This is a genomic window from Kosakonia sp. SOY2 (assembly GCF_027109175.1).
GTDB lineage: Bacteria > Pseudomonadota > Gammaproteobacteria > Enterobacterales > Enterobacteriaceae > Kosakonia.
The window spans coordinates 153,785-177,299 of record NZ_JAPVXH010000005.1 but is presented as its reverse complement, the minus strand read 5'-3'; the positions used below and the strand labels follow the sequence as shown (position 1 = coordinate 177,299).

Here is a 23,515-nt window from a genome sequence, read left to right as displayed (position 1 = left end):
GTACCTCCGCGGGCTCAGTTGCCGCTTTGCCGAACGTGGTATGGAGTGCGGAATTTCGCTGCACCGTGATGTTTCGCCCGCACAAAGGGAATGGTTTCGCTTTTGCCCGGTAACTGTTGAACAGCGTTTCCCGGAAACCACGAAAGGTTGAGTGGCGATGTGATGCATCACTTCAGTTAATGACGCAGCGGGTAAATGCCGGAGGACGAATGAGATAAAACAGGCTGGCAGATAATCGTACTGAGCTAATGCGCCGATTTTCCAGGGCTGTTTTATACGCGCACCAATATCGGTGTAAACCGCTCAGAAAAGATAACAACCCGTGGAGTATTGAATAAGTGACGCAGAAAAAAGCCCTTCACGGGAAGGGCTTTGCTGGTATTACTGCGCGGCTTTCTTTTTCGCCGCGCGTTTCGCTTTGGTCGCGGCGGCGATTTTCTGCGTTTTCGCCGACGGTTTTTTGGCTTTTTTCGCTTTGCCTTTTCCACCTTCACTACGGAAGGCGCTGTCTGGCTCGAAATTCACTTTTTTCCCCATCTGGCGACGCGGCGGCTTTTTCGCAGAGCCGTTTTTGCCTGCCGAACCTTTTTTCGCTCTTTCACGCTCGGTTTTCCCCACGTTACGCGGGCTGCGCTCACTGGAGATCAGCGAGAAGTCGATCTTGCGCTCATCCATATTGACCGCTTCGACTTTTACCTGCACCCGATCGCCGAGGCGATACGTCTGTCCGCCGGATTCGCCAATCAGGCGCTGACCGATCTGATCGAAGCGGTAGTAGTCGTTGTCCAGCGAAGAGACATGCACCAGCCCATCGATAAACAGATCGTCGAGCCGCACGAAGAAACCGAAGCCGGTAACGCTGGCGATAACGCCCGGGAAGGTGTTGCCGACCTGATCCTGCATAAAGTCGCATTTCAGCCAGTCCGAAACATCACGAGTGGCTTCATCGGCGCGGCGTTCGGTCATCGAACAGTGCTGACCCAGTTGCAGCACCTCTTCCATGCTGTAGTGCCAGCCGCCAGTTTCGGTGCTGTTGCCCTTTAGCCCCTGCTCTTTCGCCAGTAAATATTTAATGGCGCGGTGCAGTGATAAATCCGGGTAGCGGCGAATCGGTGAAGTGAAGTGCGCATAAGATTGCAGCGCCAGGCCGAAGTGACCGCGGTTTTCCGGATCGTAGATCGCCTGTTTCATCGAGCGCAGCAGCATAGTTTGCAGCATTTCGTGATCCGGGCGATCGGCAATCGATTCCAGCAGCTCGGCGTAATCGCGCGGCTCCGGTTTATTGCCGCCCGGCAGCTCCAGACCCAGCTCGGCAAGCACGGAGCGGAACGCGGTGATCGCATCGTTGGTCGGTTTATCGTGAATACGGAACAGCGCCGGCTCGTCGGCTTTCTCCACAAAACGTGCTGCGGAGATGTTGGCGAGGATCATGCACTCTTCAATCAGTTTGTGCGCATCGTTACGCTGAGTCTGCTCAATACGCTCAATGCGGCGCTCGGCGTTGAAGATAAACTTCGCTTCTTCGCTCTCAAACGAGATGCCGCCGCGCTCAGCGCGCGCCTGATCGAGCACTTTATACAGGTTATGCAGCTCTTCGATGTGTTTCACCAGCGGCGCGTACTGCTCACGCAGTTCCTGATCGCCCTGCAACATATGCCACACTTTGGTGTAGGTCAGACGTGCGTGGGAGCTCATCACCGCTTCGTAGAATTTAAAGCCGGTTAAGCGCCCTTTTGAGGAGACGGTCATTTCACAGACCATGCACAGGCGATCCACTTGCGGGTTCAGCGAGCACAGACCGTTTGACAGCACTTCCGGCAGCATCGGCACTACTTGCGATGGAAAGTAAACCGATGTGCCACGGTTACGGGCTTCGTTATCAAGCGCGGTGCCGTGACGTACGTAATAGCTCACATCGGCAATCGCCACCCACAAGCGCCAGCCACCGCCGCGTTTCTTCTCGCAGTAAACAGCATCGTCGAAGTCGCGGGCGTCTTCGCCATCAATGGTCACCAGCGGCAGATCGCGTAAATCTACACGCCCGACTTTGGCCTCTTCCGGTACTTGCTCTTTCAGCCCGGCGACCTGTTTTTCCACTTCCGGCGGCCACTGGTACGGAATTTCATGGGTGCGCAGCGCCATATCGACCGCCATGCCGGTACCCATGTTGTCGCCAAGCACCTCGACGATTTTACCAATCGCTTTCGTGCGGCGGGTTGGACGCTGCGTCAGCTCAACGACCACCACAAAGCCCATGCGCGCGCCCATAATCTCTTCAGGCGGGATAAGAATGTCGAAACTCATGCGGCTATCATCCGGCACGACAAAACCGACACCTGCGTCGGTAAAGTAGCGGCCAACGATCTGCCCGGTTTTCGGCACCAGCACGCGTACGATACGCGCTTCGCGGCGGCCTTTACGATCCGCGCCCAGCGGTTGCGCCAGTACCTGATCGCCGTGAATACACATTTTCATCTGCTCGCTGGAGAGATAAAGATCGTCTTTGCGGCCTTCAACGCGCAGAAAACCATAGCCGTCGCGGTGACCAATCACCACGCCTTTGAGCAGATCGAGACGTTCCGGTAAGGCGTAGCACTGACGGCGGGTAAAGACTAATTGCCCGTCGCGCTCCATAGCGCGCAGACGGCGGCGCAGCGCTTCTTGTTGCTCTTCACCTTCGATATTGAGTTCGATGGCCAGTTCATCCCGGCTGGCTGGTTTTTCGCGTTTGGCTAAGTGATCGAGGATGAATTCGCGGCTGGGAATGGGGTTGGTATATTTTTCAGATTCGCGTTCGAGGAAAGGATCTTGTGACATTGCGGTTCCTCCGTTGTCAGCTCTGGTGGAAATTTTCGTCATTCCACCAGCAATAATTTGTAAAGCGGTTGATTCTCTTCAACCAAATCGGCCAGCGTGTAGTTATCCAGCTCCTTAAGAAAACTTTGCACAGCTTTGGCAAGCGCCTTTTTCAGGCGACAGGCACTGGTAATATGGCAAAACTCACTGCTGCAATTGACCAGCGCCAGCGGCTCCAGCGAGCGGACAACATCACCAATACGAATATCCTGCGCGGGTTTCCCCAGCCGGATCCCACCGTTTTTCCCACGGACGGCCGCGACGTAGCCTTCACGGCTCAGCTGATTGATTATCTTGACCATATGATTACGGGACACGCCATACGTTTCTGTAACTTCAGTAATGCTGGTCATTTGTCCTGCCGGCAGCGACGCCATGTAAATCAGGGCGCGCAAGCCGTAATCGGTAAAGCTTGTTAACTGCACATCAACCTCATAAAAGGGAAAAAGATGAGATACCCGCAGGTATTGACACTATTGATGATAAACCAGCCACCTGTCAGGTCGCTAATTTATTTGAACGGAAGGGTGAAAAAAGCGAAGAAAAAGGGCGCGATTTACGCGCCCTTAAACCACATTATGCGTCGAACGGATCGCGCAGAATCATGGTTTCAGTACGATCCGGACCGGTGGAGATAATGTCGATCGGCACGCCGGTAAGTTCTTCAATGCGTTTGATGTAATTCAGCGCAGCCTGCGGCAGACCGCTGCGATCTTTGACACCAAAGGTCGATTCAGACCAGCCTGGCATGGTTTCGTAAATCGGCTCGATACCTTCCCAGTTGTCAGCCGCCAGCGGCGTAGTGGTGACTTCGCGGCCATCCGGCATGCGGTAAGCAACGCAGATTTTCACCTCTTTCAGACCATCCAGCACGTCCAGCTTGGTCAGGCAGAAGCCAGACAGGGAGTTGATCTGCACTGCGCGACGTACAGCAACCGCGTCCAGCCAGCCGGTACGACGACGGCGACCCGTAGTGGCGCCATATTCGTTACCCTGCTTACAGAGGAACTCACCGATATCGTCGAACAGCTCGGTCGGGAACGGACCCGCGCCTACACGCGTGGAGTAAGCTTTAATAATGCCGAGCACGTAATCCACGTAACGCGGGCCAAGGCCGGAACCCGTCGCTACACCACCAGCGGTGGTATTGGAGGAGGTCACGTACGGATAGGTGCCGTGATCGATATCCAGCAACGTCCCCTGCGCGCCTTCGAACATCACGAAGTCGCCGCGTTTACGCGCCTGATCCAGCAGATCGGAAACGTCCACCACCATTGCGGTCAGGATGTCGGCAATTGCCATCACATCGTCCAGCACTTTCTGGTAGTCAACCGCTTCCACTTTGTAGAAATTCACCAGCTGGAAGTTGTGATACTCAATCACTTCTTTCAGTTTGTCGGCGAAAGTGGCTTTATCGAACAGATCGCCGACGCGCAGACCGCGACGAGCGACTTTATCTTCGTACGCCGGGCCGATACCGCGACCGGTAGTACCGATAGCTTTCGCGCCGCGTGCTTTTTCACGCGCCACGTCCAGCGCCACATGATAATCAAGGATTAACGGACATGCTTCAGAGAGCAGCAGACGTTCGCGAACCGGGATACCACGGTCTTCCAGTTCTTTCATCTCTTTCATCAGCGCAGCGGGAGACAGCACAACGCCGTTACCGATGATGCTGGTGACGTTTTCGCGAAGAATGCCTGATGGAATAAGATGGAGGACGGTTTTTTCACCGTTGATTACGAGAGTATGGCCTGCGTTGTGACCGCCCTGGTAGCGTACAACATATTTAGCCCGTTCAGTCAGAAGATCAACAATCTTCCCTTTACCTTCGTCACCCCATTGGGTGCCCAGTACGACGACGTTGTTACCCATTTTTTCAAAATCACCGTTTGCTTAAAAATGGATTCTACCACCGCTTTTTTTCAGATTCAGCACTTTTTCTGTGCAAAAATGCCCAAAGAACGCCTCAATTTCGTCAGCCAATCGTTTTCCTCAACATGTAGTAGATAACCACTCCCGCGACCACAAGCCCACCGCCAAATCGACGCAAAAGATGGTCCGGCAGCAGGCTAAGAGAAGCAATCATACGCCGCCATGCTCGCGGATAAAGCATCGGCCCAAGCCCTTCCAGTACCAACACCAGCGCCAGAGCGAGCCAGATTGTCGAATTCATTGCTGATCCTTATAAACACAAAACCACCGCCGGAGAAGGCGGTGGTTTTTACGATGAAAATCGCAGGTTATCTTAACGAGTCGCGGAAGTCGGCGTCTTCATATAACGGAAGAAATCGCTATCCGGGCTAAGCACCATCACATCCTGGTTGCTCTGGAAGCTGCTTTCATAGGCACGCAGGCTACGGATAAAGGCATAGAAGTCCGGATCCTGACTGAATGCATCAGCAAACAGCTTCGCCGCTTCAGCATCACCCTCACCGCGCAGGATACGCCCCTGACGCTCAGATTCTGCCAGCGTTTTGGTCACTTCGTAATCCGCTGCGGCACGCAGTTTTTCCGCTTCTTCCTGACCCTGTGAACGATGACGACGGGCAACCGCTTCACGCTCGGCGCGCATACGGTTGTAAATCGCATCCGACACTTCAGTCGGCAGGTTGATTTGCTTAATGCGCACATCAACCACTTCAATACCCAACGCCGCCATACTGTTCGGGTTGATAACCGGCACTTTGCCATTAGTTTCAGCCTGAACGCGCTCAGCCGCTTTCGCGATGGCATCATCGGCAGCAGGCGTCGACACTTCGTCTTCTGTACCGGCAGAACCCGAGTTCAGCGCATCGCGCACTTCGAGCGTCAAACGGCCACGAGAATCGGTAACGATGTCTTTCACGTCCAGACGACCGATTTCAGAACGCAGACGGTCAGAGAACTTACGTTTCAGCAGCACCTCTGCCTGGGAGACGTCACCGCCGCCGGTCGCCAGATAGTAACGGCTGAAATCGCTGATACGCCACTTGATGTAGGAGTCGACGATCAGATCTTTTTTCTCTTTGGTCACAAAGCGATCTGCCTGGTTATCCATAGTCTGGATACGTGCATCAAGCAGTTTAACCGACTCAATAAACGGCAGTTTGAAATGCAGGCCCGGCGCATAAACCAACGGCTTGTTTTCATCATCACGCAGCACTTTACCAAAGCGCAGCGAGATACCACGCTCGCCTTCTTTCACCACAAAAATAGAGGTGTAGAGCACTACCAGCACGATGATGATGATCGCGATAACTGACTTACGCATCGTTATTCCCCCTGACGCTGGTAGTCGTTACGCTGCGCGTTAACGCGGCGTTGGTCCATGATATCTCCCGCAGACGTTGCGGGGGCGCTGTTAGCGCTGCTACTGGAGCTTGACGCTGGCGGCAGACGCAGCAAGTTGTTCGCGCCACTGTTGTCACTCTTTGCTGCAGGAGCGGCGTTACCACCTTTCAGCATCTGATCCAGCGGCAGCACCATCAGGTTGCCGCCTTTATCGTTAACCAGCACTTTGCGGGTATGGCTCAGCACTTTTTCCATGGTTTCGATATACAGACGCTCGCGGGTAATTTCCGGCGCGGCTTTATATTCCGGCAGGATCTTAGCAAAGCGCGCCACTTCACCCTGTGCTTCCAGGATGGTTTGCGTTTTATACGCGCGCGCCTCTTCGAGGATACGCTGCGCCTGACCGTTCGCACGCGGCTGAACTTCGTTGGTGTAAGCTTCGGCTTCACGGATGTACTGCTGCTCGTTTTCACGGGCGGCAATGGCATCATCAAACGCGGCTTTCACCTCTTCCGGCGGACGAGCGGCCTGGAAGTTAACGTCGAGCAGGGTAATCCCCATGTTATACGGGCGAATGGTTTCTTCCAGTTCGCGCTGGGTATCGCTACGAATAACGGTACGGCCTTCGGTCAGAATACGATCCATGGTGTATTTGCCGATGACGCCACGCAGCGCGCTGTCCGTTGCCTGACGCAGGCTGTCATCGGCGCTGGTAACGCTAAACAGATAGCGCTCAGGATCGGTAATGCGATACTGCACGTTCATTTCAACGCGCACGACGTTTTCATCAGACGTCAGCATCACGCCAGATGCCGCCAGTTCACGCACGGATTCCACGTTTACGGGCGTCACTTCATCGATAAAGTTCGGTTTCCAGTTCAAACCCGGTTCGACCAAATGGCTGAACTTGCCCAAACGGGTCACCACGCCACGTTCGGCTTCTTTAATGGTGTAGAACCCGGTTGCAGCCCAGATAATAACGACCGCTGCCGCAACGATACCCACAATACGCCCGCTCGCCTGACCACGTGGGCCAGAAGAACCCGGATTACCGCCGCCGGTGCTTTTACCACCGCCCAGGCCACCGAGTTTTTTACTCAGTTTACGGAAAATATCATCCAGATCAGGTGGTCCCTGATCGCGACCGCCTTTGTTTCCATTTCCCTCAGAGTTGCCGCCTGGTTTGCTGCTTCCCCACGGGTCGCGGTCTTGTCCGTTGTTACCGGGCTGATTCCACGCCATGTATGTGCTCCATATTTATTTGCGGTGTATACCCGGCCTTTGGCGGGCACCCCCAAAGGGGAAAAATCTTCAGGCTGCCGGTCAAACGATGTACTCTTCGAGTGCCGGTTCTTGTTTACAGAGTCGACGCCAGTCAACGATCGGCATACGCACCTGCATACCTACGCTGCCATCGTCTTCCATCCACTCTTTTTCTATTGCCTGAAGCTGGTGAAACCGACTTCTCAGACGCCCTTCCTGCGGCGGTAATCGCAGCGTGTGCTGCGCCACTTCACCCGCAAGACGCTCAGTCAAAGCCTGGAATAACAGTGGTACGCCACCCCCTGTCTGCGCGGAGAGCCAGACACGGATCGGTTTGTTCTCTTCATCCCGGTCAATACGCGGTTCGAAATCGTCCAGCATATCGATTTTGTTCATCACCAGCAGCGTCGGGATATCGTGTGCCTCAATCTCTTCCAGCACGGTGTTCACTGCATCGATGTTTTCCTGTACTCGCACATCGGCGGCATCAATCACATGCAGTAACAACGTCGCCTGGCGCGTCTCCTGCAAGGTTGCTTTAAACGCGGCAACCAAATCGTGCGGCAAGTGGCGAATAAACCCTACCGTGTCTGCCAGCACCGTTTCACCGACATCCGCGACATCAATACGACGCAACGTCGGATCGAGGGTGGCGAATAGCTGATCGGCCGCGTAGACCTGCGCTTCCGTTATCTGGTTAAACAGCGTGGATTTACCGGCGTTGGTATACCCCACCAGCGAGACCGTTGGAATATCGGCTTTCGTGCGGGAACGACGCCCCTGTTCACGCTGCTTTTCAACCTTTTCGAGGCGCGAGAGGATCTGAGTAATACGATTACGCAACAAACGACGGTCGGTTTCGAGCTGGGTTTCACCCGGACCGCGCAAACCAATGCCGCCCTTTTGTCGTTCAAGGTGGGTCCAGCCACGCACAAGGCGTGTCGCCAGATGGCGCAACTGCGCCAGCTCAACTTGCAATTTCCCCTCATGCGTACGCGCACGCTGGGCAAAAATATCTAATATCAGACCGGTGCGATCGATGACTCGACATTCGCACAGTCTCTCCAGGTTACGTTCCTGGGCTGGGGTTAGCGCATGATCAAAGAGCACAACAGAAGCGCCCGCAGATTTTACGGCATCCGCAATTTCTACTGCTTTACCTTCACCAACAAAATATTTTGGATGCGGTGCTTTACGGCTACCGGTAATCACCTGCATTGCTTCGACACCGGCGGAAGAGACCAGAGATTCAAACTCCTGGAGGTCTTCCATATCTTTGTCTTGCGAAAAATAGATGTGTACCAGTACCGCCTGCTCACCGGCGTCATAACGGTCAAACAAGCGTAAACCCTCATAAAATACCAGCGGGGAACACAGCTTTACTGGCTCCCCGATCTGGAAAATCAGCCGTCAACCTTATTCGGTCTCTTCGCCTTCCTGCTGTGCAGAGCCCTGCGCGTTGCTACCGTGATGGTAGTTACTGCTGGTACCGCCGCCGGCATTGTTGCTGTGATGAGAAACCGGACGAGATGGAACAACAGTTGAAATCGCGTGCTTATAGACCATCTGACTGACCGTGTTTTTCAACAGGATCACGAACTGATCGAAAGACTCAATTTGCCCTTGCAGCTTAATACCATTCACCAAATAAATTGAAACTGGAACACGTTCCCGACGCAGTGCGTTCAGGAACGGATCTTGTAAAGATTGCCCCTTAGCCATTCTATCTTTTCCTTATATGCTTGTTTTGTACTTAGAACTCGTAAGTTCTGAAAACTGCGTAAAAATTTGCGCGCCATACGACTTAATTGTACACATTCACCCTGCGATAGCACTAACAACCTGTAGCACGTCACGGTAAGACTTTTCCGGCTTTTCACTCTCTAACCAGTGAACGCCATCCCAGCCCCGCAACCAGGTTATCTGCCGCTTGGCTAACTGCCTCGTCGCGCAAATACCTCGATAAACCATTTCATCATATGAAATTTCGCCTTCAATGTATGACCACATCTGGCGGTATCCCACACAACGAACGGAAGGCATATCCGTATGCAAATCACCACGAGCAAAAAGCGCCCGCACTTCTGCTTCAAAACCTGAAGCTAACATCTGATGAAAACGCTGCTCGATTCGTTGATGGAGCAGTTCACGGCTCGCCGGGGCGATGGCGAACTGATGCACCTGGTAAGGCAGAGCGTCTCCTGACGTTTGCGTCAGATCCGTTAAAGTTTTACCCGAAATGAAAAAAACTTCCAGTGCCCGGGAAAGCCTTTGCGGATCATTTGGATGAATCCGCGCTGCGGCAACGGGATCGATCTCCCGCAACTGCTGATGCAACGCTTCCCATCCCCGCTCTGCCGCCTGTTTTTCAATGTCTGCTCGCACTTGCGCATCTGCCGACGGAAGAGGCGATAACCCTTCCAGCAACGCCTTAAAGTAGAGCATCGTACCGCCCACCAGCAGAGGAATTCGCCCTGCATCGGTTATCTCTTTCATCTCCGCCAGCGCATCGCGGCGAAAATCAGCGGCGGAATAGGCTACCGCCGGATCGAGAATATCCAACAACCGGTGCGGCGCAGCCTGTAACTCTTCCGCGCTCGGCTTGGCGGTACCAATATCCATTCCCCGATAGATAAGGGCTGAATCTACGCTTATCAACTCTACTGGCAAAACTTTACGAAGCTCAATGGCTAATGCGGTTTTGCCGGAGGCCGTGGGCCCCATCAAAAAAATAGCCTTCGGCAGGCCAGCCTTACTCACTTCATTCATTTTTCAGGGCGTTCATCGCCTTTTGTAAATCAACAGGTTGTAATAAACCATCCGGCGGGGTCTTCACCAGATGCGGACAAAGCCGTTCAACGTCGGCAAGCAGGGTTATCGCCTGCGCCACACTCCATTGTGGATGCTCACTCGCCAGCTGGCGCGCCAGCCAGTGAGCAATATTCACCGCATCAATGCTTGTCTGCTGCGCCAGGTAGCCTATCAGAGCGGGAATCAAGATTTGTAAATTTTGTTGGCGCAAGGGTAAAGGCACTGCGCGAATGGTCACGTGTTGTCCATCGGGAACAAATTCGATGCCCATTTCCGCAAGCACTGCCTGGGCACGCTTCAATACGGCGCTCTCTTGCGCAGAGATTTTTAAACGCACCGGAATCAATAACGGTTGACCGCAGGCAGGCGCGTGGTCTGGCGACAGTTGCGCATGGCGCAGCCAGCGTTCAGCAACCGGCAGTGCCAGTAGTGCCAGTTTTCCGTCCCGCTCAAGTAGCGCGAAATGCGGCGCAATAAGCGTTAATACGCGACCAAAACTCTGGCTGTGCCCGTCAAGCGCCGGAGCGACAGGCGCCACGTTTTCATTTTTACGTTCGACAACCGGGGTTTCCAGCAATTGCCGATAGAGCGCCCCCTGCTGTTTCTGATAACCCGGCTGAGCGTTAGGCCACGGTTGAGCCCCTGCGGTATTGCTACGCGCTCCCCCAGAAGAAGGAGTGGAAACACGCGGTGCTGGCGGCTCGCGAGCGATCAGCGGTTCAGCAAACTGGTTACGCCCTGCCGCGACCCGGTTTTCCGGCAGCGCTCTTGGCGCGGGTTCCTCAGAAAGCGGTAACGGTGTTTCTATCTGCTGTTGCAGCACACTTAACACGCCCTGGTAGATAAAATCATGTACCAGGCGCGACTGATGAAAGCGCACTTCATGTTTTGCCGGATGGACATTCACATCCACTTGATGCGGATCGATTTCCAGATAAAGCACAAACGCAGGCTGCTGATCCGCACCCAGCTTATCTTCACATGCCTGGCGAATGGCGTGGTTTATCAGCCGGTCGCGCATCATGCGGCCATTTACATAGCAATACTGGATTTCAGCGAAAGCGCTGGAGGTACTTTTGGGATCGGCCACCCAGCCGCGCAGGGCTAAGTCACCATGCTGCCATTCAATGGCCAGCGCCTGCTCTAAAAATGCCGTGCCGCAAATCGCGCCAAGGCGGCGCTCTTTCTGCCCCCCTTCAGCAACCGCGCGATACTGACGCACCAGTTTACCGTTGTGATTGAGGTTAATGGTGACATCAAAACGCGCCAGTGCGATACGGCGGATCACTTCATCGATATGGCCGAACTCGGTTTTTTCCGTGCGCATAAATTTGCGCCGCGCCGGCGTGTTGTAAAACAGATCCAGCACTTCGAGCGTCGTGCCCACCGGGTGCGCAGCGGGTTTCACCGTCACCGCCATCTCGCGCCCTTCGGCATAAGCCTGCCAGGCTTCTTGCTGTTCGGCTGTACGGGAAGTCAACGTTAAACGGGAAACCGAGCTGATACTCGCCAGCGCTTCGCCGCGAAAACCAAGACTGATAATCGCTTCCAGGTCATCCAGAGAGGCAATTTTACTGGTGGCATGACGTGCCAGCGCCAGCGCCAGCTCCTCTTTTTTGATGCCGACACCGTTGTCACGGATACGAATTAACTTCGCGCCGCCGCGCTCGATATCAATATCAATGCGCGTTGCGCCAGCATCAAGGCTGTTTTCCACTAACTCTTTCACCACCGACGCAGGGCGTTCAACCACTTCGCCCGCGGCGATCTGGTTCGCAAGCTGTGGCGGTAGAACCTGTATCGGCATGAAATAAATCCTTAGTTGAGCAGCCCGTTAGCAGATGAGCCCGCACTGGCGGTTTGCCCGCCGCTCTGCGGCGAGGATTGCAACGGATGTGCGAGGAAATAGTTACGCAGCCCACCGTAAATCGCTTCGGCAATTTGTTGCTGGTAGGCATCGCTTCCCAGTAGCCGCTCTTCGCTGCTGTTACTGATAAAGCCCGTTTCGACCAGCACCGACGGAATATCCGGTGAGCGCAGAACGCCAAGGCTGGCGTGTTCCGGGCGGCGTTTATGTAATGCACCGATACGCTGAAGCTGGCTGAGCATACTGGTGGCGACATCATAGCCTACGCGCTGCGAATGGCCGAACTGTAAATCCAGCACCGCCTGGCTCAAATAAGGGTCAGACTGGCTATTTGCCAGCACATCGCCCGCGCCGCCAAGCAGCTCGGACTGTTTCTCATGCTGCTCCAGCCAGCCCGCCATTTCACTGTTTGCACGGCGGTTAGACAGCACCCATACCGAAGCGCCGGTTGCATCGCGGTTAGGCGCGGCATCGGCATGGATCGAAACCAGAAAATTTGCATTCTGCTTACGCGCCACGTCGGAGCGGCCCATCACCGAAATAAAGTAATCGCCATCGCGAGTCATCACCGGTTTGAACATGGGGTCACCATTCAGTAACGTCCGCAGTTTCCGCGCGATAGAGATAGTGACGTTTTTCTCCTGCGTTCCCCCTGCGCCAATCGCGCCGGGGTCCTGACCGCCGTGCCCGGCATCGATGGCAATCACTACTTTATCGCCAGAAACCGCGCGCGACTGCATCGCAGGCCGCGTGATGGTATTACTGCTGGTGACGCTGGTGATGCGATCGTTTTCGCCTTTAAACGGGTTGCGTCCCGGTGCCGTTTGTTGCGGCATAACCGCCGGGGTTTCTGCGCGTTTCACTACCACTTTTGGCGGCGGTGGCGGCGGAGGAACATCAGCATCAATGGTAAAGACGACAGTGTAGCCCGCTCCGCTTTGCTGTTTCACCGCGCGGGTTTTGCCGTTCTGCGTCAGATCCACCACCAGCCGAATCGACTGGTTGTCCTGTGCGGTACCGGCACGAATGCTTCTCACCAGATTATTGCCACTGAACTGCAGCGGCAGACCCTGAATCACGCCGGTCTGCTTGATGTCCAGCGCAACGCTGCGCTTGCCCTGCTGCGAAAACGAATAGTCAGGATCGCCCATAAAACTGAAGGTAATACGCGCCTGGCTATCGCCATTCGACACCTGAATATCCGCTAAACTCGCCGCACTCACCTGCGTACACAGCAGTAACAATGCGAGTGCCAACCAACTTTTCACGCGACAGATCATTCCGTCATCCTTCCGGTTAACCGGCCATACGTGCCAGTAACGAATCGCCAGATGAGGATACAGCGCTAATGCGCGCCTCACGCCCCTGCGCCTGGTAATCTAAATGGATTTCGACATCCGGGTCAGGCAGTACACCCGCACCTTGTTGCGGCCACTCGACCAAGCAAATCGCATCGTTGGCAAAATAATCACGGATCCCCATAAATTCCAGCTCCTCCGGGTCCGCAAGGCGGTACAAATCGAAGTGATACACCATTAATTTATCGAGGGTGTAAGGTTCAACCAGTGTGTAAGTCGGGCTTTTGACATTGCCGTTATGGCCTAAAGCCTGCAGAAATCCCCGGCTAAAGGTGGTTTTCCCTGCACCAAGATCGCCATATAAATAAATCACTGTCGCGCCGTCGCAGGCCTGCGCCACACGCTTGCCGAGATCCAGTGTTGATTGCTCGTCAGGTAAAGGAATAACTCGATTAATCATCTTCTGTTTCAATTACATCCGGGTTAACAACACGCAACAGCGTGCTAAAAAGATCGGTTGCCAGCATGCCTCGCTGGCCGTGCTGCAGCGCCAGGCGATCCGCCGCCGCACCGTGCGCGACACACCCGGCGCAGGCCGCGTCATACAGGCTCAATTTTTGCCCCAGTAGCGAACCGATAATGCCCGACAGCACATCGCCCATTCCGCCACTTGCCATCCCGGCGTTACCGGCATCAATAATGCCCGTTTCGCCATCGTCGCTCGCGATAACCGTACCCGCACCTTTCAGCACGACAACACCTGCGTAACGTTTTACCAGACGCCGCGCGGAAAGTAAGCGGTCGCTTTCAATTTCTGCCACGCTACAGTTAAGCAAGCGAGCAGCTTCGCCGGGGTGCGGCGTCAGAACGCGATTGTGACGTTTATCGGGATTGATTGCCAGAAGGTTCAGCGCATCCGCATCCCATAACATCGGTTTGCGAAAATTTTCCACTTTCTGGAGCGCCTTTTTACCCCACTCCAGTTGCCCAAGACCGGGGCCAATGACCACCACATCTGCCCATTCAAGGCCCTCATCCAGCGACTCGGCGGTGAGTTCGTGCACCATCAGTTCCGGGCGCGCGGTAATAATGGGTGCAATATTCTCGCTACGCGTCAGTACCCGCACCAGGCCAGCGCCTGTGCGCAACGCAGCTTCTCCCGCCATGCGCACCGCGCCAGCCGTTCCGTGATCGCCACCGATAATCACCAGCCGCCCGAAATCACCTTTATGCGAAGTGGGTCGCCGTGGCGTAAACCATTGGGTAAGCAGGGTGGCATCAAAACGGGAAAGAGATGTTTGCTGGCCTGAAAGCCAGGCGTCAAGCCCCAACGCATGGTGATGTAATTGACCAACCACATCGCGCGCTTTGCCCGTTAGCAAACCAGGTTTAAGGGCGATAAACGTCACCGTATGACGCGCCTGCATCACCGCACCAGCAGCCGCGCCGGTTTGCGCATTCAGGCCAGAGGGAATATCCAGCGCCAGCACGGGAGCCGGGTGCGCATTGGCATGATCAATCAGCGTCGCCACATCATTGCGCGGCGCACTGGTAAGGCCGGTGCCAAGCAGCCCATCAATAATGAGATCAACCTGTTCCGGCCACAGAACGTCAGCCGCATGGATCTCGCCACCCGCATTGAGCCACGCCTCGCGCGCCTGCGCGGCCTCTTCCGGCAGCGGTTTGTTGCTTTCCAGCGCCAGCAGCGTCACGGAAAGCCCCGCCGCTGCGGCTAAACGCGCCACCACATAGCCGTCGCCACCGTTATTACCGTGGCCGCAAAGTACAAGCCAGCTACGCGCATCAGGAAAGTGTTCCCGCGCAATGTTGAACGCCGCTTCTCCCGCGCGCTGCATCAGTTCATAAAGCGTAATGCCAAGGCTATCCGCCGCCTTTTTTTCAGCGCGTCTGAGGTCCTCAGCAGGCCAGACAGAGTGTGGTATACTTGCTGCGATTTTCTTCATTGTATGGTCCGTCATGTCAGAACCCCTCGATCTCAATCACTTAGCGCAACAAATCAAACAGTGGGGCACTGAACTGGGTTTTCAGCAGGTCGGTATTACCGATACCGATCTCAGCGCCAGCGAACCTGCGTTACAGGCATGGCTGGATAAACAATATCACGGCGAGATGGAGTGGATGGCGCGTCACGGTATGATGCGCGCCCGCCCCCACGAGCTTCTCCCCGGCACGCTACGCGTTATCAGCGTGCGAATGAACTACCTTCCCGCACAAGCGGCCTTCGCCAGCACGTTGAAAAACCCGACGCTTGGCTATGTCAGCCGTTATGCGCTGGGCCGCGATTACCATAAGCTGCTGCGCAACCGGTTAAAAAAGCTCGGCGAGCTGATCCAGCAGCAATGTGCTTCGCTGAATTTTAGACCTTTTGTCGATTCTGCGCCCATTCTCGAGCGCCCGCTGGCGGAAAAAGCCGGGCTTGGCTGGACAGGTAAGCACTCACTTATCTTAAGCCGCGACGCTGGCTCGTTCTTTTTCCTTGGCGAGTTATTGATCGATTTACCGCTTCCCGTCGACCAACCGGTGGAAGAAGGCTGTGGCCGCTGTGTGGCCTGCATGACCATCTGCCCGACCGGCGCAATTGTCGAACCCTATACGGTCGATGCCCGGCGCTGCATTTCTTACCTCACCATTGAACTGGAAGGGGCTATCCCAGAAGAATTTCGTCCGCTGATAGGTAACCGTATCTACGGCTGTGACGATTGTCAGTTGATCTGCCCGTGGAACCGTTTCTCTCAGTTAACCGAAGAAGAGGATTTCAGCCCGCGTAAAGCGCTGCACGCTCCAGAGTTGATTGAACTGTTCGGCTGGACCGAGGCGTATTTTTTGAAAATCACTGAGGGTTCGGCCATACGCCGTATTGGTCATCTGCGCTGGCTGCGGAATATTGCCGTCGCGCTGGGGAATGCGCCGTGGGACGTTGCCAATATTCAGGCACTGGAACAACGTCTGGGTGAGCACCCACTTCTCGACGAACACATACAGTGGGCGATTGCGCAGCAAATTGAGAAGCGTAATGCCTGCGTGGTGGAAGTCCAGACGTCGAAAAAACAACGGCTGGTTCGGGTGGTTGAAAAAGGGTTACCACGCGATGCCTGAGCCATCCACAGCTTGTGAATAAAATTAAAAACACATTACGATTCAACGTTCACAAAATCGTCAAGCGATCGCGTTAACAGTTTGAAATGTTATTTTCTTATTTATTTTCAACGCATTAAAAGAAAATGGTTTGCTTATCGAAGTAATCGTTGTGTTGCGAATGAAAGGCTCGCCTGTGGATAAGTCTGTTCACAAACGTTTAGCGAAGACAATAAAAAACGTCCCCAACGAGGAAACCCGCTGTGGATAATTTATTGGATTTGAAAATTTGGAGCGGGAAACGAGACTCGAACTCGCGACCCCGACCTTGGCAAGGTCGTGCTCTACCAACTGAGCTATTCCCGCATACTTATCTGGTTTGGCTTGCTTGCCGTCACCAGTAAATCTGGATGGTGCGTGCCTTTCGGCATTTCAAATTTGGAGCGGGAAACGAGACTCGAACTCGCGACCCCGACCTTGGCAAGGTCGTGCTCTACCAACTGAGCTATTCCCGCATATTTATCTGGATTCAACGTCAATGCTGAAGCCAGTAAATCTGGATGGTGCATTTCAAATTTTGGAGCGGGAAACGAGACTCGAACTCGCGACCCCGACCTTGGCAAGGTCGTGCTCTACCAACTGAGCTATTCCCGCTTATCATCGATTTTTCAGTAAGTTGCTTACGCTTTTCACTAAAATTTCGTGATGCCGTGTTGCACATTTCTGTGTCTTCACGGGAGGCGCATTATACGAGAAATCCTTCCTGCTGCAAGCCCCCGAAAGCAAATTTTCGCTTTTTTTGTTCAAGTGCCGATTTAATCGACAAAACGCGCATTTTTCCAGCAAAGTCGCGCGGTTAGTGGCTTACAGAGCCGAAGCTAAAATTTCCGGCTCCGCGCCGCTTTTGTATTACAGCTTAATAAAATGCTCGCGATAGTAAGCAAGTTCCGCCACCGATTCGCGAATATCATCCAGCGCCTGATGCGTGTTCTGCTTTTTCAGCCCTTCAAGCACTTCCGGTTTCCAGCGGCGCGCCAGCTCTTTCAACGTGCTGACATCCAGGTAGCGATAGTGGAAATAGGCTTCGAGCTCCGGCATGTACTTAAACAGAAAGCGACGATCCTGGCCGATACTGTTACCGCAAATCGGCGATTTCCCCGCGGGTACCCACTCTTTCAGGAACGCTATAGTCGCCAGTTCTGCCGCACGGTCATCCAGTTGGCTGGCCTTGACGCGATCCACCAGGCCGCTACCGGTGTGCGTACGTACGTTCCAGTCATCCATCAGCGCTAACTGCGCGTCGGATTGGTGAACGGCAATTACCGGACCTTCCGCCAGAATGTTGAGGTTTGCATCGGTCACCAGCGTCGCGATTTCAATAATGCGATCGCGCTCGGGATCTAACCCCGTCATTTCCAGATCGATCCAAATGAGGTTGTTTTCATTTGCGCTCATGCTATTTTCCACCCTTCTCGCGTAACTATATTCATCTAAAATTGCGTGTATCATAGTCGTTTTGCCCATCCGGGGCGACCAGGAGCCAGCACGATTGAGTAAAAATAAACTCTCCAAAGGGCAGCAGCGCCGCGTCAATGCGAACCATCAGCGCCGACTAAAAACGTCTGCGGAGAAAGCTGACTACGATGACAACCTGTTCGGCGATCCGTCCGAAGGAGTGGTGATCAGCCGCTTTGGCATGCACGCCGATGTGGAATCCGCCGATGGCGAAGTGCATCGCTGCAACATACGCCGCACTATCCGCTCGCTGGTGACCGGCGATCGCGTGGTATGGCGTCCGGGTAAAGAGGCGGCAGAAGGTGTCAGCGTGAAAGGCATCGTAGAAGCGGTCCATGAACGCACCTCGGTGCTGACGCGCCCTGACTTTTACGATGGCGTCAAACCGATCGCGGCAAACATCGACCAGATCGTCGTGGTTTCCGCTATCCTGCCGGTGTTATCGCTCAATATCATCGACCGCTATCTGGTGGCGTGTGAAACCCTGCAGGTCGAGCCGTTAATTGTGCTGAACAAAATTGATCTGCTGGATGACGACAGCATGCGCTTCGTTAACGAGCAGATGGATATCTATCGTGGGATTGGCTACAAGGTGCTGATGGTTTCAAGCCATACGCAAGACGGGCTGGCACCGCTTGTTGAAGCCTTGACCGACCGCATAAGCATTTTTGCGGGTCAGTCCGGGGTGGGGAAATCGAGCCTGCTCAATGCGTTGCTCGATTTTCAGGAAGATCAAATCCTCACCAACGACGTTTCCGACGTCTCTGGTCTTGGCCAGCACACCACGACTGCGGCGCGGCTGTATCATTTCCCACATGGCGGCGATGTGATTGATTCACCGGGCGTTCGCGAGTTTGGCCTCTGGCATCTCGAACCGGAACAAATCACCAACGGCTTTGTCGAATTCCATGACTATCTTGGTCATTGCAAATACCGCGACTGCAAGCACGATACCGACCCAGGTTGCGCCATCCGCGAAGCGGTAGAGAAAGGCGAAATCGCCGAAAGTCGGTTTGAAAACTACCACCGCATTCTTGAGAGCATGTCGCAAGTAAAAACGCGTAAAAGCTTTTCTGAATCTGATGACTGACAACTACGCTTAGCGTCGCTAAAATCGTCCCCTTTTTAAAGGCTTCGGCGCTTACGCGCCGGGTCAGGAACGACAAAAACAATAGCCTGGAGGCTACCTTGTTAAACTCATTTAAACTTTCGCTTCAATACATTCTGCCTAAACTGTGGCTCACTCGCCTGGCGGGCTGGGGCGCGAGCAAACGTGCAGGCTGGCTGACCAAACTGGTTATCGATCTGTTCGTAAAATACTACAAGGTCGATATGAAAGAAGCGCAGAAGCCGGACACCGCCAGCTACCGCACTTTTAACGACTTTTTCGTCCGCCCACTGCGTGACGAAGTGCGCCCGCTCGATACTGACCCGAACGTGCTGGTGATGCCTGCGGACGGTGTGATTAGCCAACTTGGCGCTATCGATAACGACAAAATTCTGCAGGCCAAAGGGCACAACTACACCCTGGAAGCGCTGCTGGCGGGCAACTACCTGATGGCGGATCTGTTCCGTAACGGTAGCTTTGTCACCACCTATCTCTCGCCGCGCGACTATCACCGCGTGCACATGCCGTGCAACGGCATCCTGCGCGAGATGATTTACGTGCCGGGCGATCTTTTCTCCGTAAACCATTTGACGGCGCAGAACGTGCCGAACCTGTTTGCCCGTAACGAACGCGTGATCTGCCTGTTTGATACCGAGTTTGGTCCGATGGCGCAAATCCTTGTCGGCGCGACGATTGTCGGCAGCATCGAAACCGTATGGGCGGGCACCATCACTCCACCACGCGAAGGCATCATCAAACGCTGGACCTGGCCTGCCGGTGAAAGCGAAGGCGCGGTTGCCCTGCTGAAAGGCCAGGAGATGGGCCGTTTCAAACTCGGTTCTACCGTAATTAACCTGTTTGCGCCGGGCAAAGTGAATTTAGTCGAGCAGTTACAGAGCCTGTCAGTGACCAAAATTGGCCAGCCGCTGGCGATTTCCGCCGAAACCTTCGCGCCTGTTGATGCACAACCGGCACCGCTTCCGGAAGCGGAAATCAAAGCAGAGCATGACGCCAGCCCGCTGGTAGACGACAAGCAAGACGAAAGCTAAGCCTTAACCATTCTGGAGACTGATGTGCGCCTGATTATCGTTTTTCTGATGGCCTGGTGCCTCAGCCTGGGGGCTATCGCCGCAACGGCCCCCGATGCCCGGCAAATCGCCCAGGAGCTGGAGCAAGCCAAAGCGGCGAAAAACACACCGGATCAGGCCGAAACCGTCGAGGTGCTCCAGGCCGCGCTAAACGCGCTCGAAGAACGTAAAGGTTCACTCGAGCGCGCCAAACAATATCAAGAAGTCATTGATAACTTCCCCAAACTCTCCAGAACGTTGCGCGCGCAGCTCGATAACCTGCGTGATGAACCGAAACCTGTTCCGGCGGGCATGAGCAGCGACGCGCTGAATCAGGAGATCCTGCAAGTCAGCAGCCAGTTGCTGGAGAAAACCCGTTTAGCGCAACAGGAGCAGGAGCGCGCGCGGGAAATTAGCGATTCGCTAAGTCAGCTACCGCAGCAGCAAACCGACGCACGCCGCCAGGTCACCGAAGTTGAACGCCGCCTCGGGGCGCAAAACAGCAATACCCCGCTGGCACAAGCACAAAACTTTGGCGCGCAGGCGGAATCCGCGAAGCTGAAAGCACTGGTTGACGAACTGGAGCTGGCACAGCTATCAGCAAATAACCGCCAGGAGCTGGCGCGCATGCGCTCCGAGCTGGCACAAAAACAGAGCCAGCAATTAGACGCGTATTTACAAGCGTTGCGTAATCAACTCAACAGTCAGCGCCAGCGCGAAGCGGAACAGGCGCTGGAAAGCACCGAATTACTGGCCGAAAACAGCGCCAACTTACCAGCGGGAATTGTCGAGCAGTTCCGCATTAACCGCGAGTTGTCACAGGCGCTGAACCAGCAGGCGCAGCGTATGGACCTGGTAGCCTCACAGCAGCGCCAGGCCACCGGGCAGACATTGCAGGTTCGTCAGGCGCTGAATACCCTGCGTGAACAATCGCAATGGCTTGGCGCGTCCAATATGCTCGGTGAAGCGTTGCGCGCACAGGTCGCTCGTCTGCCAGAGATGCCAAAACCGCAGCAGCTTGATACCGAAATGGCGCAGTTGCGTGTGCATCGCATGCGCTATGAAGATCTGCTGAACAAGCAGCCGCAACTGCGACAAATCCGCCAGGCGGATGGTCAGGCGCTGACGGCTGAGCAAAACCGCATTCTGGAAGCACAACTGCGCACCCAGCGCGAACTGCTGAATTCGCTATTGCAGGGCGGCGATACGCTAATCCTTGAACTCACCAAGCTCAAAGTTTCCAATAGCCAGTTGGAAGACGCGCTAAAAGAAGTGAATGAAGCTACGCACCGCTATCTGTTCTGGACGGCGGATGTCAGCCCTATCTCCTTCGCCTGGCCGATTGAGATCGTACAGGATCTGCGTCGCTTGCTTTCGCTCGATACCATCAACCAGTTGGGCAAAGCCAGCGCCATGATGCTCACCAGCAAAGAGACGTTATTTCCGCTGTTTGGCGCGTTGCTGCTGGTGGGCTTTAGCATTTACTCCCGTCGTCACTTTACGCGCTTTCTGGAGCGTTCCAGCGCGCGCGTGGGCAAAGTGACGCAGGATCACTTCTGGCTCACCATGCGTACGGTGTTCTGGTCGATTCTGGTCGCATCGCCGCTGCCGGTATTGTGGAAAACGCTCGGCTACGGTTTGCAGGAAGCCTGGCCCTACCCGCTGGCAGTGGCGATTGGCGACGGCGTAACCGCCACCGTGCCGCTGCTGTGGGTGGTGATGATCTGCGCCACGTTCGCCCGCCCGACCGGCTTATTTGTCGCCCACTTCGGCTGGCCGCGTAACCGTGTGGCAAGAGGGATGCGTTATTACCTGATGAGCATCGGTTTTATTGTGCCGCTGATCATGGCGCTGATCATGTTTGATAACCTAAACGATCGTGAGTTCTCGGCGTCGCTGGGGCGGCTCTGTTTTATTCTGATTTGCGGGGCGCTGGCGATTGTGACGCTAAGCCTGAAGCGTGCCGGGATCCCGTTATATGTTGATAAAGCTGGCAGCAGTGAAAATATGCCCAACCACCTGCTGTGGAACCTGTTGCTCAGCGCGCCTCTGGCGGCGATTCTGGCTGCCTGCGTGGGTTATCTGGCTACGGCGCAGGCGCTGCTGGCGCGTCTGGAAACCTCGGTCGCCATCTGGTTCCTGTTGCTGGTGGTCTATCACATCATCCGCCGCTGGATGCTGATCCAGCGCCGCCGTCTGGCCTTTGAACGCGCCCGCCACCGCCGCGCGGAGATCCTCGCCCAACGCGCCCGTGGTGAAGAAGATGTTCCCCATCACACCAGTACTGAAGGCACTGCCGAGGTGGATGAGCCGGAAGTCGATCTTGATGCTATCAGCGTACAGTCATTGCGCCTGGTGCGTTCGATCCTGATGCTGATCGCCCTGCTGTCGGTGATTGTGCTGTGGTCCGAAATCCATTCCGCCTTTGGCTTTCTGGAAAATATCCCGCTATGGGATGTCACCTCAACGGTACAAGGCGTGGAAAGCCTGGAGCCCATCACCCTCGGCGCGGTGCTGATCGCCATCCTGGTGTTTATTATCACCACCCAACTGGTGCGCAACCTCCCCGCCTTGCTGGAGCTGGCGCTACTGCAACATCTGGATCTGGCACCGGGCACGGGTTATGCCATCACCACGATCACCAAATATCTGTTAATGCTGTTTGGCGGATTGGTAGGCTTCTCGATGATTGGTATTGAGTGGGCCAAATTACAGTGGCTGGTCGCGGCACTCGGCGTTGGGCTGGGTTTTGGCTTGCAGGAGATTTTCGCCAACTTTATCTCTGGCCTGATTATCCTGTTTGAAAAACCAATCCGCATTGGCGATACGGTGACGATCCGCGATCTGACCGGTAGCGTCACCAAGATCAATACGCGCGCGACGACTATCAGCGACTGGGATCGCAAAGAGATCATCGTGCCGAACAAGGCGTTTATCACCGAACAGTTTATTAACTGGTCGTTGTCGGATTCGGTCACGCGCGTGGTGCTGACGGTGCCGGCACCCGCCGATGCCAACAGCGAAGAGGTAACGCAAATTCTTTACACCGCGGCCGAACGCTGTTCGCTGGTGATTGATAACCCGGCGCCGGAAGTGTTCCTCGTCGATTTGCAGCAAGGTTTGCAACTGTTTGAGCTACGCATTTATGCGGCGGAAATGGGGCATCGCATGCCGCTGCGCCACGAAATCCACCAGCTGATTCTGGCGGGCTTCCGCGAACACGGTATCGATTTGCCGTTCCCGCCGTTCCAGATGCGTCTGGAGAGTCTCGACGGCAAACGCACGGCAAGGACGCTGACGTCCTCCGGCAAAAGCAGCCGCCCGGCGGGCAGTTTGTAAGCCAACAAAAAAGGCGCCTCAG

Annotated in this window: 18 protein-coding genes and 3 tRNA genes; 4 read left to right on the top strand and 17 right to left on the bottom strand. The window is 54.9% G+C overall.

Annotated elements, in window-relative coordinates; genetic code table 11:
* Positions 1-381: 381 nt before the first annotated feature.
* The 13 genes from rnr to nnr form a co-directional block, all read right to left on the bottom strand.
* Entirely contained in the window at positions 382-2,817 is a 2,436-nt protein-coding gene (rnr, locus tag O3S68_RS20950) for a ribonuclease R (RefSeq protein ID WP_269232388.1), read from the bottom strand.
* Between the two features lie 38 nt (positions 2,818-2,855).
* Positions 2,856-3,281 (bottom strand): nitric oxide-sensing transcriptional repressor NsrR, encoded by a 426-nt coding sequence (gene nsrR, locus O3S68_RS20945; RefSeq protein WP_020456234.1) that lies wholly within the window; start codon positions 3,279-3,281, stop codon positions 2,856-2,858.
* A 151-nt stretch (positions 3,282-3,432) separates the two neighbouring features.
* Complete coding sequence (gene purA / locus O3S68_RS20940; RefSeq protein ID WP_269232387.1) at positions 3,433-4,731, bottom strand: adenylosuccinate synthase; 1,299 nt, start codon at positions 4,729-4,731, stop codon at positions 3,433-3,435.
* 103 nt (positions 4,732-4,834) lie between these two features.
* Entirely contained in the window at positions 4,835-5,032 is a 198-nt protein-coding gene (locus O3S68_RS20935; protein WP_017459167.1) for a DUF2065 domain-containing protein, read from the bottom strand.
* Between the two features lie 72 nt (positions 5,033-5,104).
* The gene (hflC, locus tag O3S68_RS20930; RefSeq protein ID WP_020456232.1) at positions 5,105-6,109 is read right to left on the bottom strand and encodes a protease modulator HflC; all 1,005 of its coding nucleotides are present in this window, start codon (positions 6,107-6,109) and stop codon (positions 5,105-5,107) included.
* Between the two features lie 2 nt (positions 6,110-6,111).
* Positions 6,112-7,371 (bottom strand): FtsH protease activity modulator HflK, encoded by a 1,260-nt coding sequence (gene hflK, locus O3S68_RS20925; RefSeq protein WP_020456231.1) that lies wholly within the window; start codon positions 7,369-7,371, stop codon positions 6,112-6,114.
* Between the two features lie 81 nt (positions 7,372-7,452).
* Positions 7,453-8,733, bottom strand: coding sequence for a ribosome rescue GTPase HflX (gene hflX / locus O3S68_RS20920; RefSeq protein ID WP_269232386.1), 1,281 nt, complete (start codon positions 8,731-8,733; stop codon positions 7,453-7,455).
* A gap of 75 nt (positions 8,734-8,808) precedes the next feature.
* Entirely contained in the window at positions 8,809-9,114 is a 306-nt protein-coding gene (hfq, locus tag O3S68_RS20915) for an RNA chaperone Hfq (RefSeq protein ID WP_017459171.1), read from the bottom strand.
* A gap of 96 nt (positions 9,115-9,210) precedes the next feature.
* On the bottom strand, positions 9,211-10,161 hold the full coding sequence (gene miaA, locus O3S68_RS20910; protein ID WP_269232385.1) for a tRNA (adenosine(37)-N6)-dimethylallyltransferase MiaA: 951 nt from the start codon (positions 10,159-10,161) through the stop codon (positions 9,211-9,213).
* Positions 10,154-12,010 (bottom strand): DNA mismatch repair endonuclease MutL, encoded by a 1,857-nt coding sequence (gene mutL, locus O3S68_RS20905; RefSeq protein WP_045513736.1) that lies wholly within the window; start codon positions 12,008-12,010, stop codon positions 10,154-10,156. The genes miaA and mutL overlap by 8 nt, the downstream gene beginning before the upstream one ends.
* An 11-nt stretch (positions 12,011-12,021) precedes the next feature.
* Complete coding sequence (gene amiB, locus O3S68_RS20900; RefSeq protein WP_020456227.1) at positions 12,022-13,350, bottom strand: N-acetylmuramoyl-L-alanine amidase AmiB; 1,329 nt, start codon at positions 13,348-13,350, stop codon at positions 12,022-12,024.
* 16 nt (positions 13,351-13,366) lie between these two features.
* Entirely contained in the window at positions 13,367-13,828 is a 462-nt protein-coding gene (gene tsaE / locus O3S68_RS20895; RefSeq protein ID WP_017459175.1) for a tRNA (adenosine(37)-N6)-threonylcarbamoyltransferase complex ATPase subunit type 1 TsaE, read from the bottom strand.
* Positions 13,821-15,347 carry a bifunctional ADP-dependent NAD(P)H-hydrate dehydratase/NAD(P)H-hydrate epimerase gene (gene nnr / locus O3S68_RS20890; protein ID WP_269232384.1) on the bottom strand — a complete coding sequence of 509 codons (1,527 nt, stop codon included), beginning with the start codon at positions 15,345-15,347 and terminating at the stop codon, positions 13,821-13,823. Before nnr ends, tsaE begins: the two co-directional genes overlap by 8 nt.
* Here nnr and queG point away from each other — a divergent pair.
* Positions 15,346-16,485: a tRNA epoxyqueuosine(34) reductase QueG gene (gene queG / locus O3S68_RS20885; protein ID WP_097406604.1), complete on the top strand. Its 1,140-nt coding sequence runs from the start codon at positions 15,346-15,348 to the stop codon at positions 16,483-16,485. The genes nnr and queG overlap by 2 nt on opposite strands.
* Before the next feature lie 269 nt (positions 16,486-16,754).
* On the opposite strand, the gene O3S68_RS20880 is transcribed toward queG, so the two are convergent.
* The 4 genes from O3S68_RS20880 to orn all read right to left on the bottom strand — a co-directional run bounded on the left by O3S68_RS20880 (position 16,755) and on the right by orn (position 17,919).
* Positions 16,755-16,830, bottom strand: a tRNA-Gly gene (locus tag O3S68_RS20880).
* Positions 16,831-16,903: 73 nt separating this feature from the next.
* Positions 16,904-16,979, bottom strand: a tRNA-Gly gene (locus tag O3S68_RS20875).
* A gap of 63 nt (positions 16,980-17,042) precedes the next feature.
* A tRNA-Gly gene (locus tag O3S68_RS20870) sits at positions 17,043-17,118 on the bottom strand.
* 255 nt (positions 17,119-17,373) lie between these two features.
* Positions 17,374-17,919 (bottom strand): oligoribonuclease, encoded by a 546-nt coding sequence (orn, locus tag O3S68_RS20865; RefSeq protein WP_020456224.1) that lies wholly within the window; start codon positions 17,917-17,919, stop codon positions 17,374-17,376.
* Positions 17,920-18,013: 94 nt separating this feature from the next.
* Between orn and rsgA the strand changes: the two genes are divergently transcribed.
* The 3 genes from rsgA to mscM all read left to right on the top strand — a co-directional run bounded on the left by rsgA (position 18,014) and on the right by mscM (position 23,493).
* Positions 18,014-19,069, top strand: coding sequence for a small ribosomal subunit biogenesis GTPase RsgA (gene rsgA, locus O3S68_RS20860; protein WP_269232383.1), 1,056 nt, complete (start codon positions 18,014-18,016; stop codon positions 19,067-19,069).
* Positions 19,070-19,167: 98 nt separating this feature from the next.
* On the top strand, positions 19,168-20,136 hold the full coding sequence (gene asd / locus O3S68_RS20855; RefSeq protein ID WP_020456222.1) for an archaetidylserine decarboxylase: 969 nt from the start codon (positions 19,168-19,170) through the stop codon (positions 20,134-20,136).
* A gap of 24 nt (positions 20,137-20,160) precedes the next feature.
* Entirely contained in the window at positions 20,161-23,493 is a 3,333-nt protein-coding gene (gene mscM / locus O3S68_RS20850; RefSeq protein ID WP_020456221.1) for a miniconductance mechanosensitive channel MscM, read from the top strand.
* Positions 23,494-23,515 lie beyond the last annotated feature (22 nt).

What these genes read in the sequence shown, in the direction of transcription:
- O3S68_RS20935 (WP_017459167.1), bottom strand. Translation starts at nt 5,032, where the DNA reads ATGAATTCGACAATCTGGCTCGCTCTGGCGCTGGTGTTGGTACTGGAA.
- purA (WP_269232387.1), bottom strand. Translation starts at nt 4,731, where the DNA reads ATGGGTAACAACGTCGTCGTACTGGGCACCCAATGGGGTGACGAAGGT.
- nnr (WP_269232384.1), bottom strand. Translation starts at nt 15,347, where the DNA reads ATGACGGACCATACAATGAAGAAAATCGCAGCAAGTATACCACACTCT.
- tsaE (WP_017459175.1), bottom strand. Translation starts at nt 13,828, where the DNA reads ATGATTAATCGAGTTATTCCTTTACCTGACGAGCAATCAACACTGGAT.
- hfq (WP_017459171.1), bottom strand. Translation starts at nt 9,114, where the DNA reads ATGGCTAAGGGGCAATCTTTACAAGATCCGTTCCTGAACGCACTGCGT.
- mutL (WP_045513736.1), bottom strand. Translation starts at nt 12,010, where the DNA reads ATGCCGATACAGGTTCTACCGCCACAGCTTGCGAACCAGATCGCCGCG.
- hflK (WP_020456231.1), bottom strand. Translation starts at nt 7,371, where the DNA reads ATGGCGTGGAATCAGCCCGGTAACAACGGACAAGACCGCGACCCGTGG.
- amiB (WP_020456227.1), bottom strand. Translation starts at nt 13,350, where the DNA reads ATGATCTGTCGCGTGAAAAGTTGGTTGGCACTCGCATTGTTACTGCTG.
- miaA (WP_269232385.1), bottom strand. Translation starts at nt 10,161, where the DNA reads ATGAATGAAGTGAGTAAGGCTGGCCTGCCGAAGGCTATTTTTTTGATG.
- hflC (WP_020456232.1), bottom strand. Translation starts at nt 6,109, where the DNA reads ATGCGTAAGTCAGTTATCGCGATCATCATCATCGTGCTGGTAGTGCTC.
- orn (WP_020456224.1), bottom strand. Translation starts at nt 17,919, where the DNA reads ATGAGCGCAAATGAAAACAACCTCATTTGGATCGATCTGGAAATGACG.
- rnr (WP_269232388.1), bottom strand. Translation starts at nt 2,817, where the DNA reads ATGTCACAAGATCCTTTCCTCGAACGCGAATCTGAAAAATATACCAAC.
- queG (WP_097406604.1), top strand. Translation starts at nt 15,346, where the DNA reads ATGTCAGAACCCCTCGATCTCAATCACTTAGCGCAACAAATCAAACAG.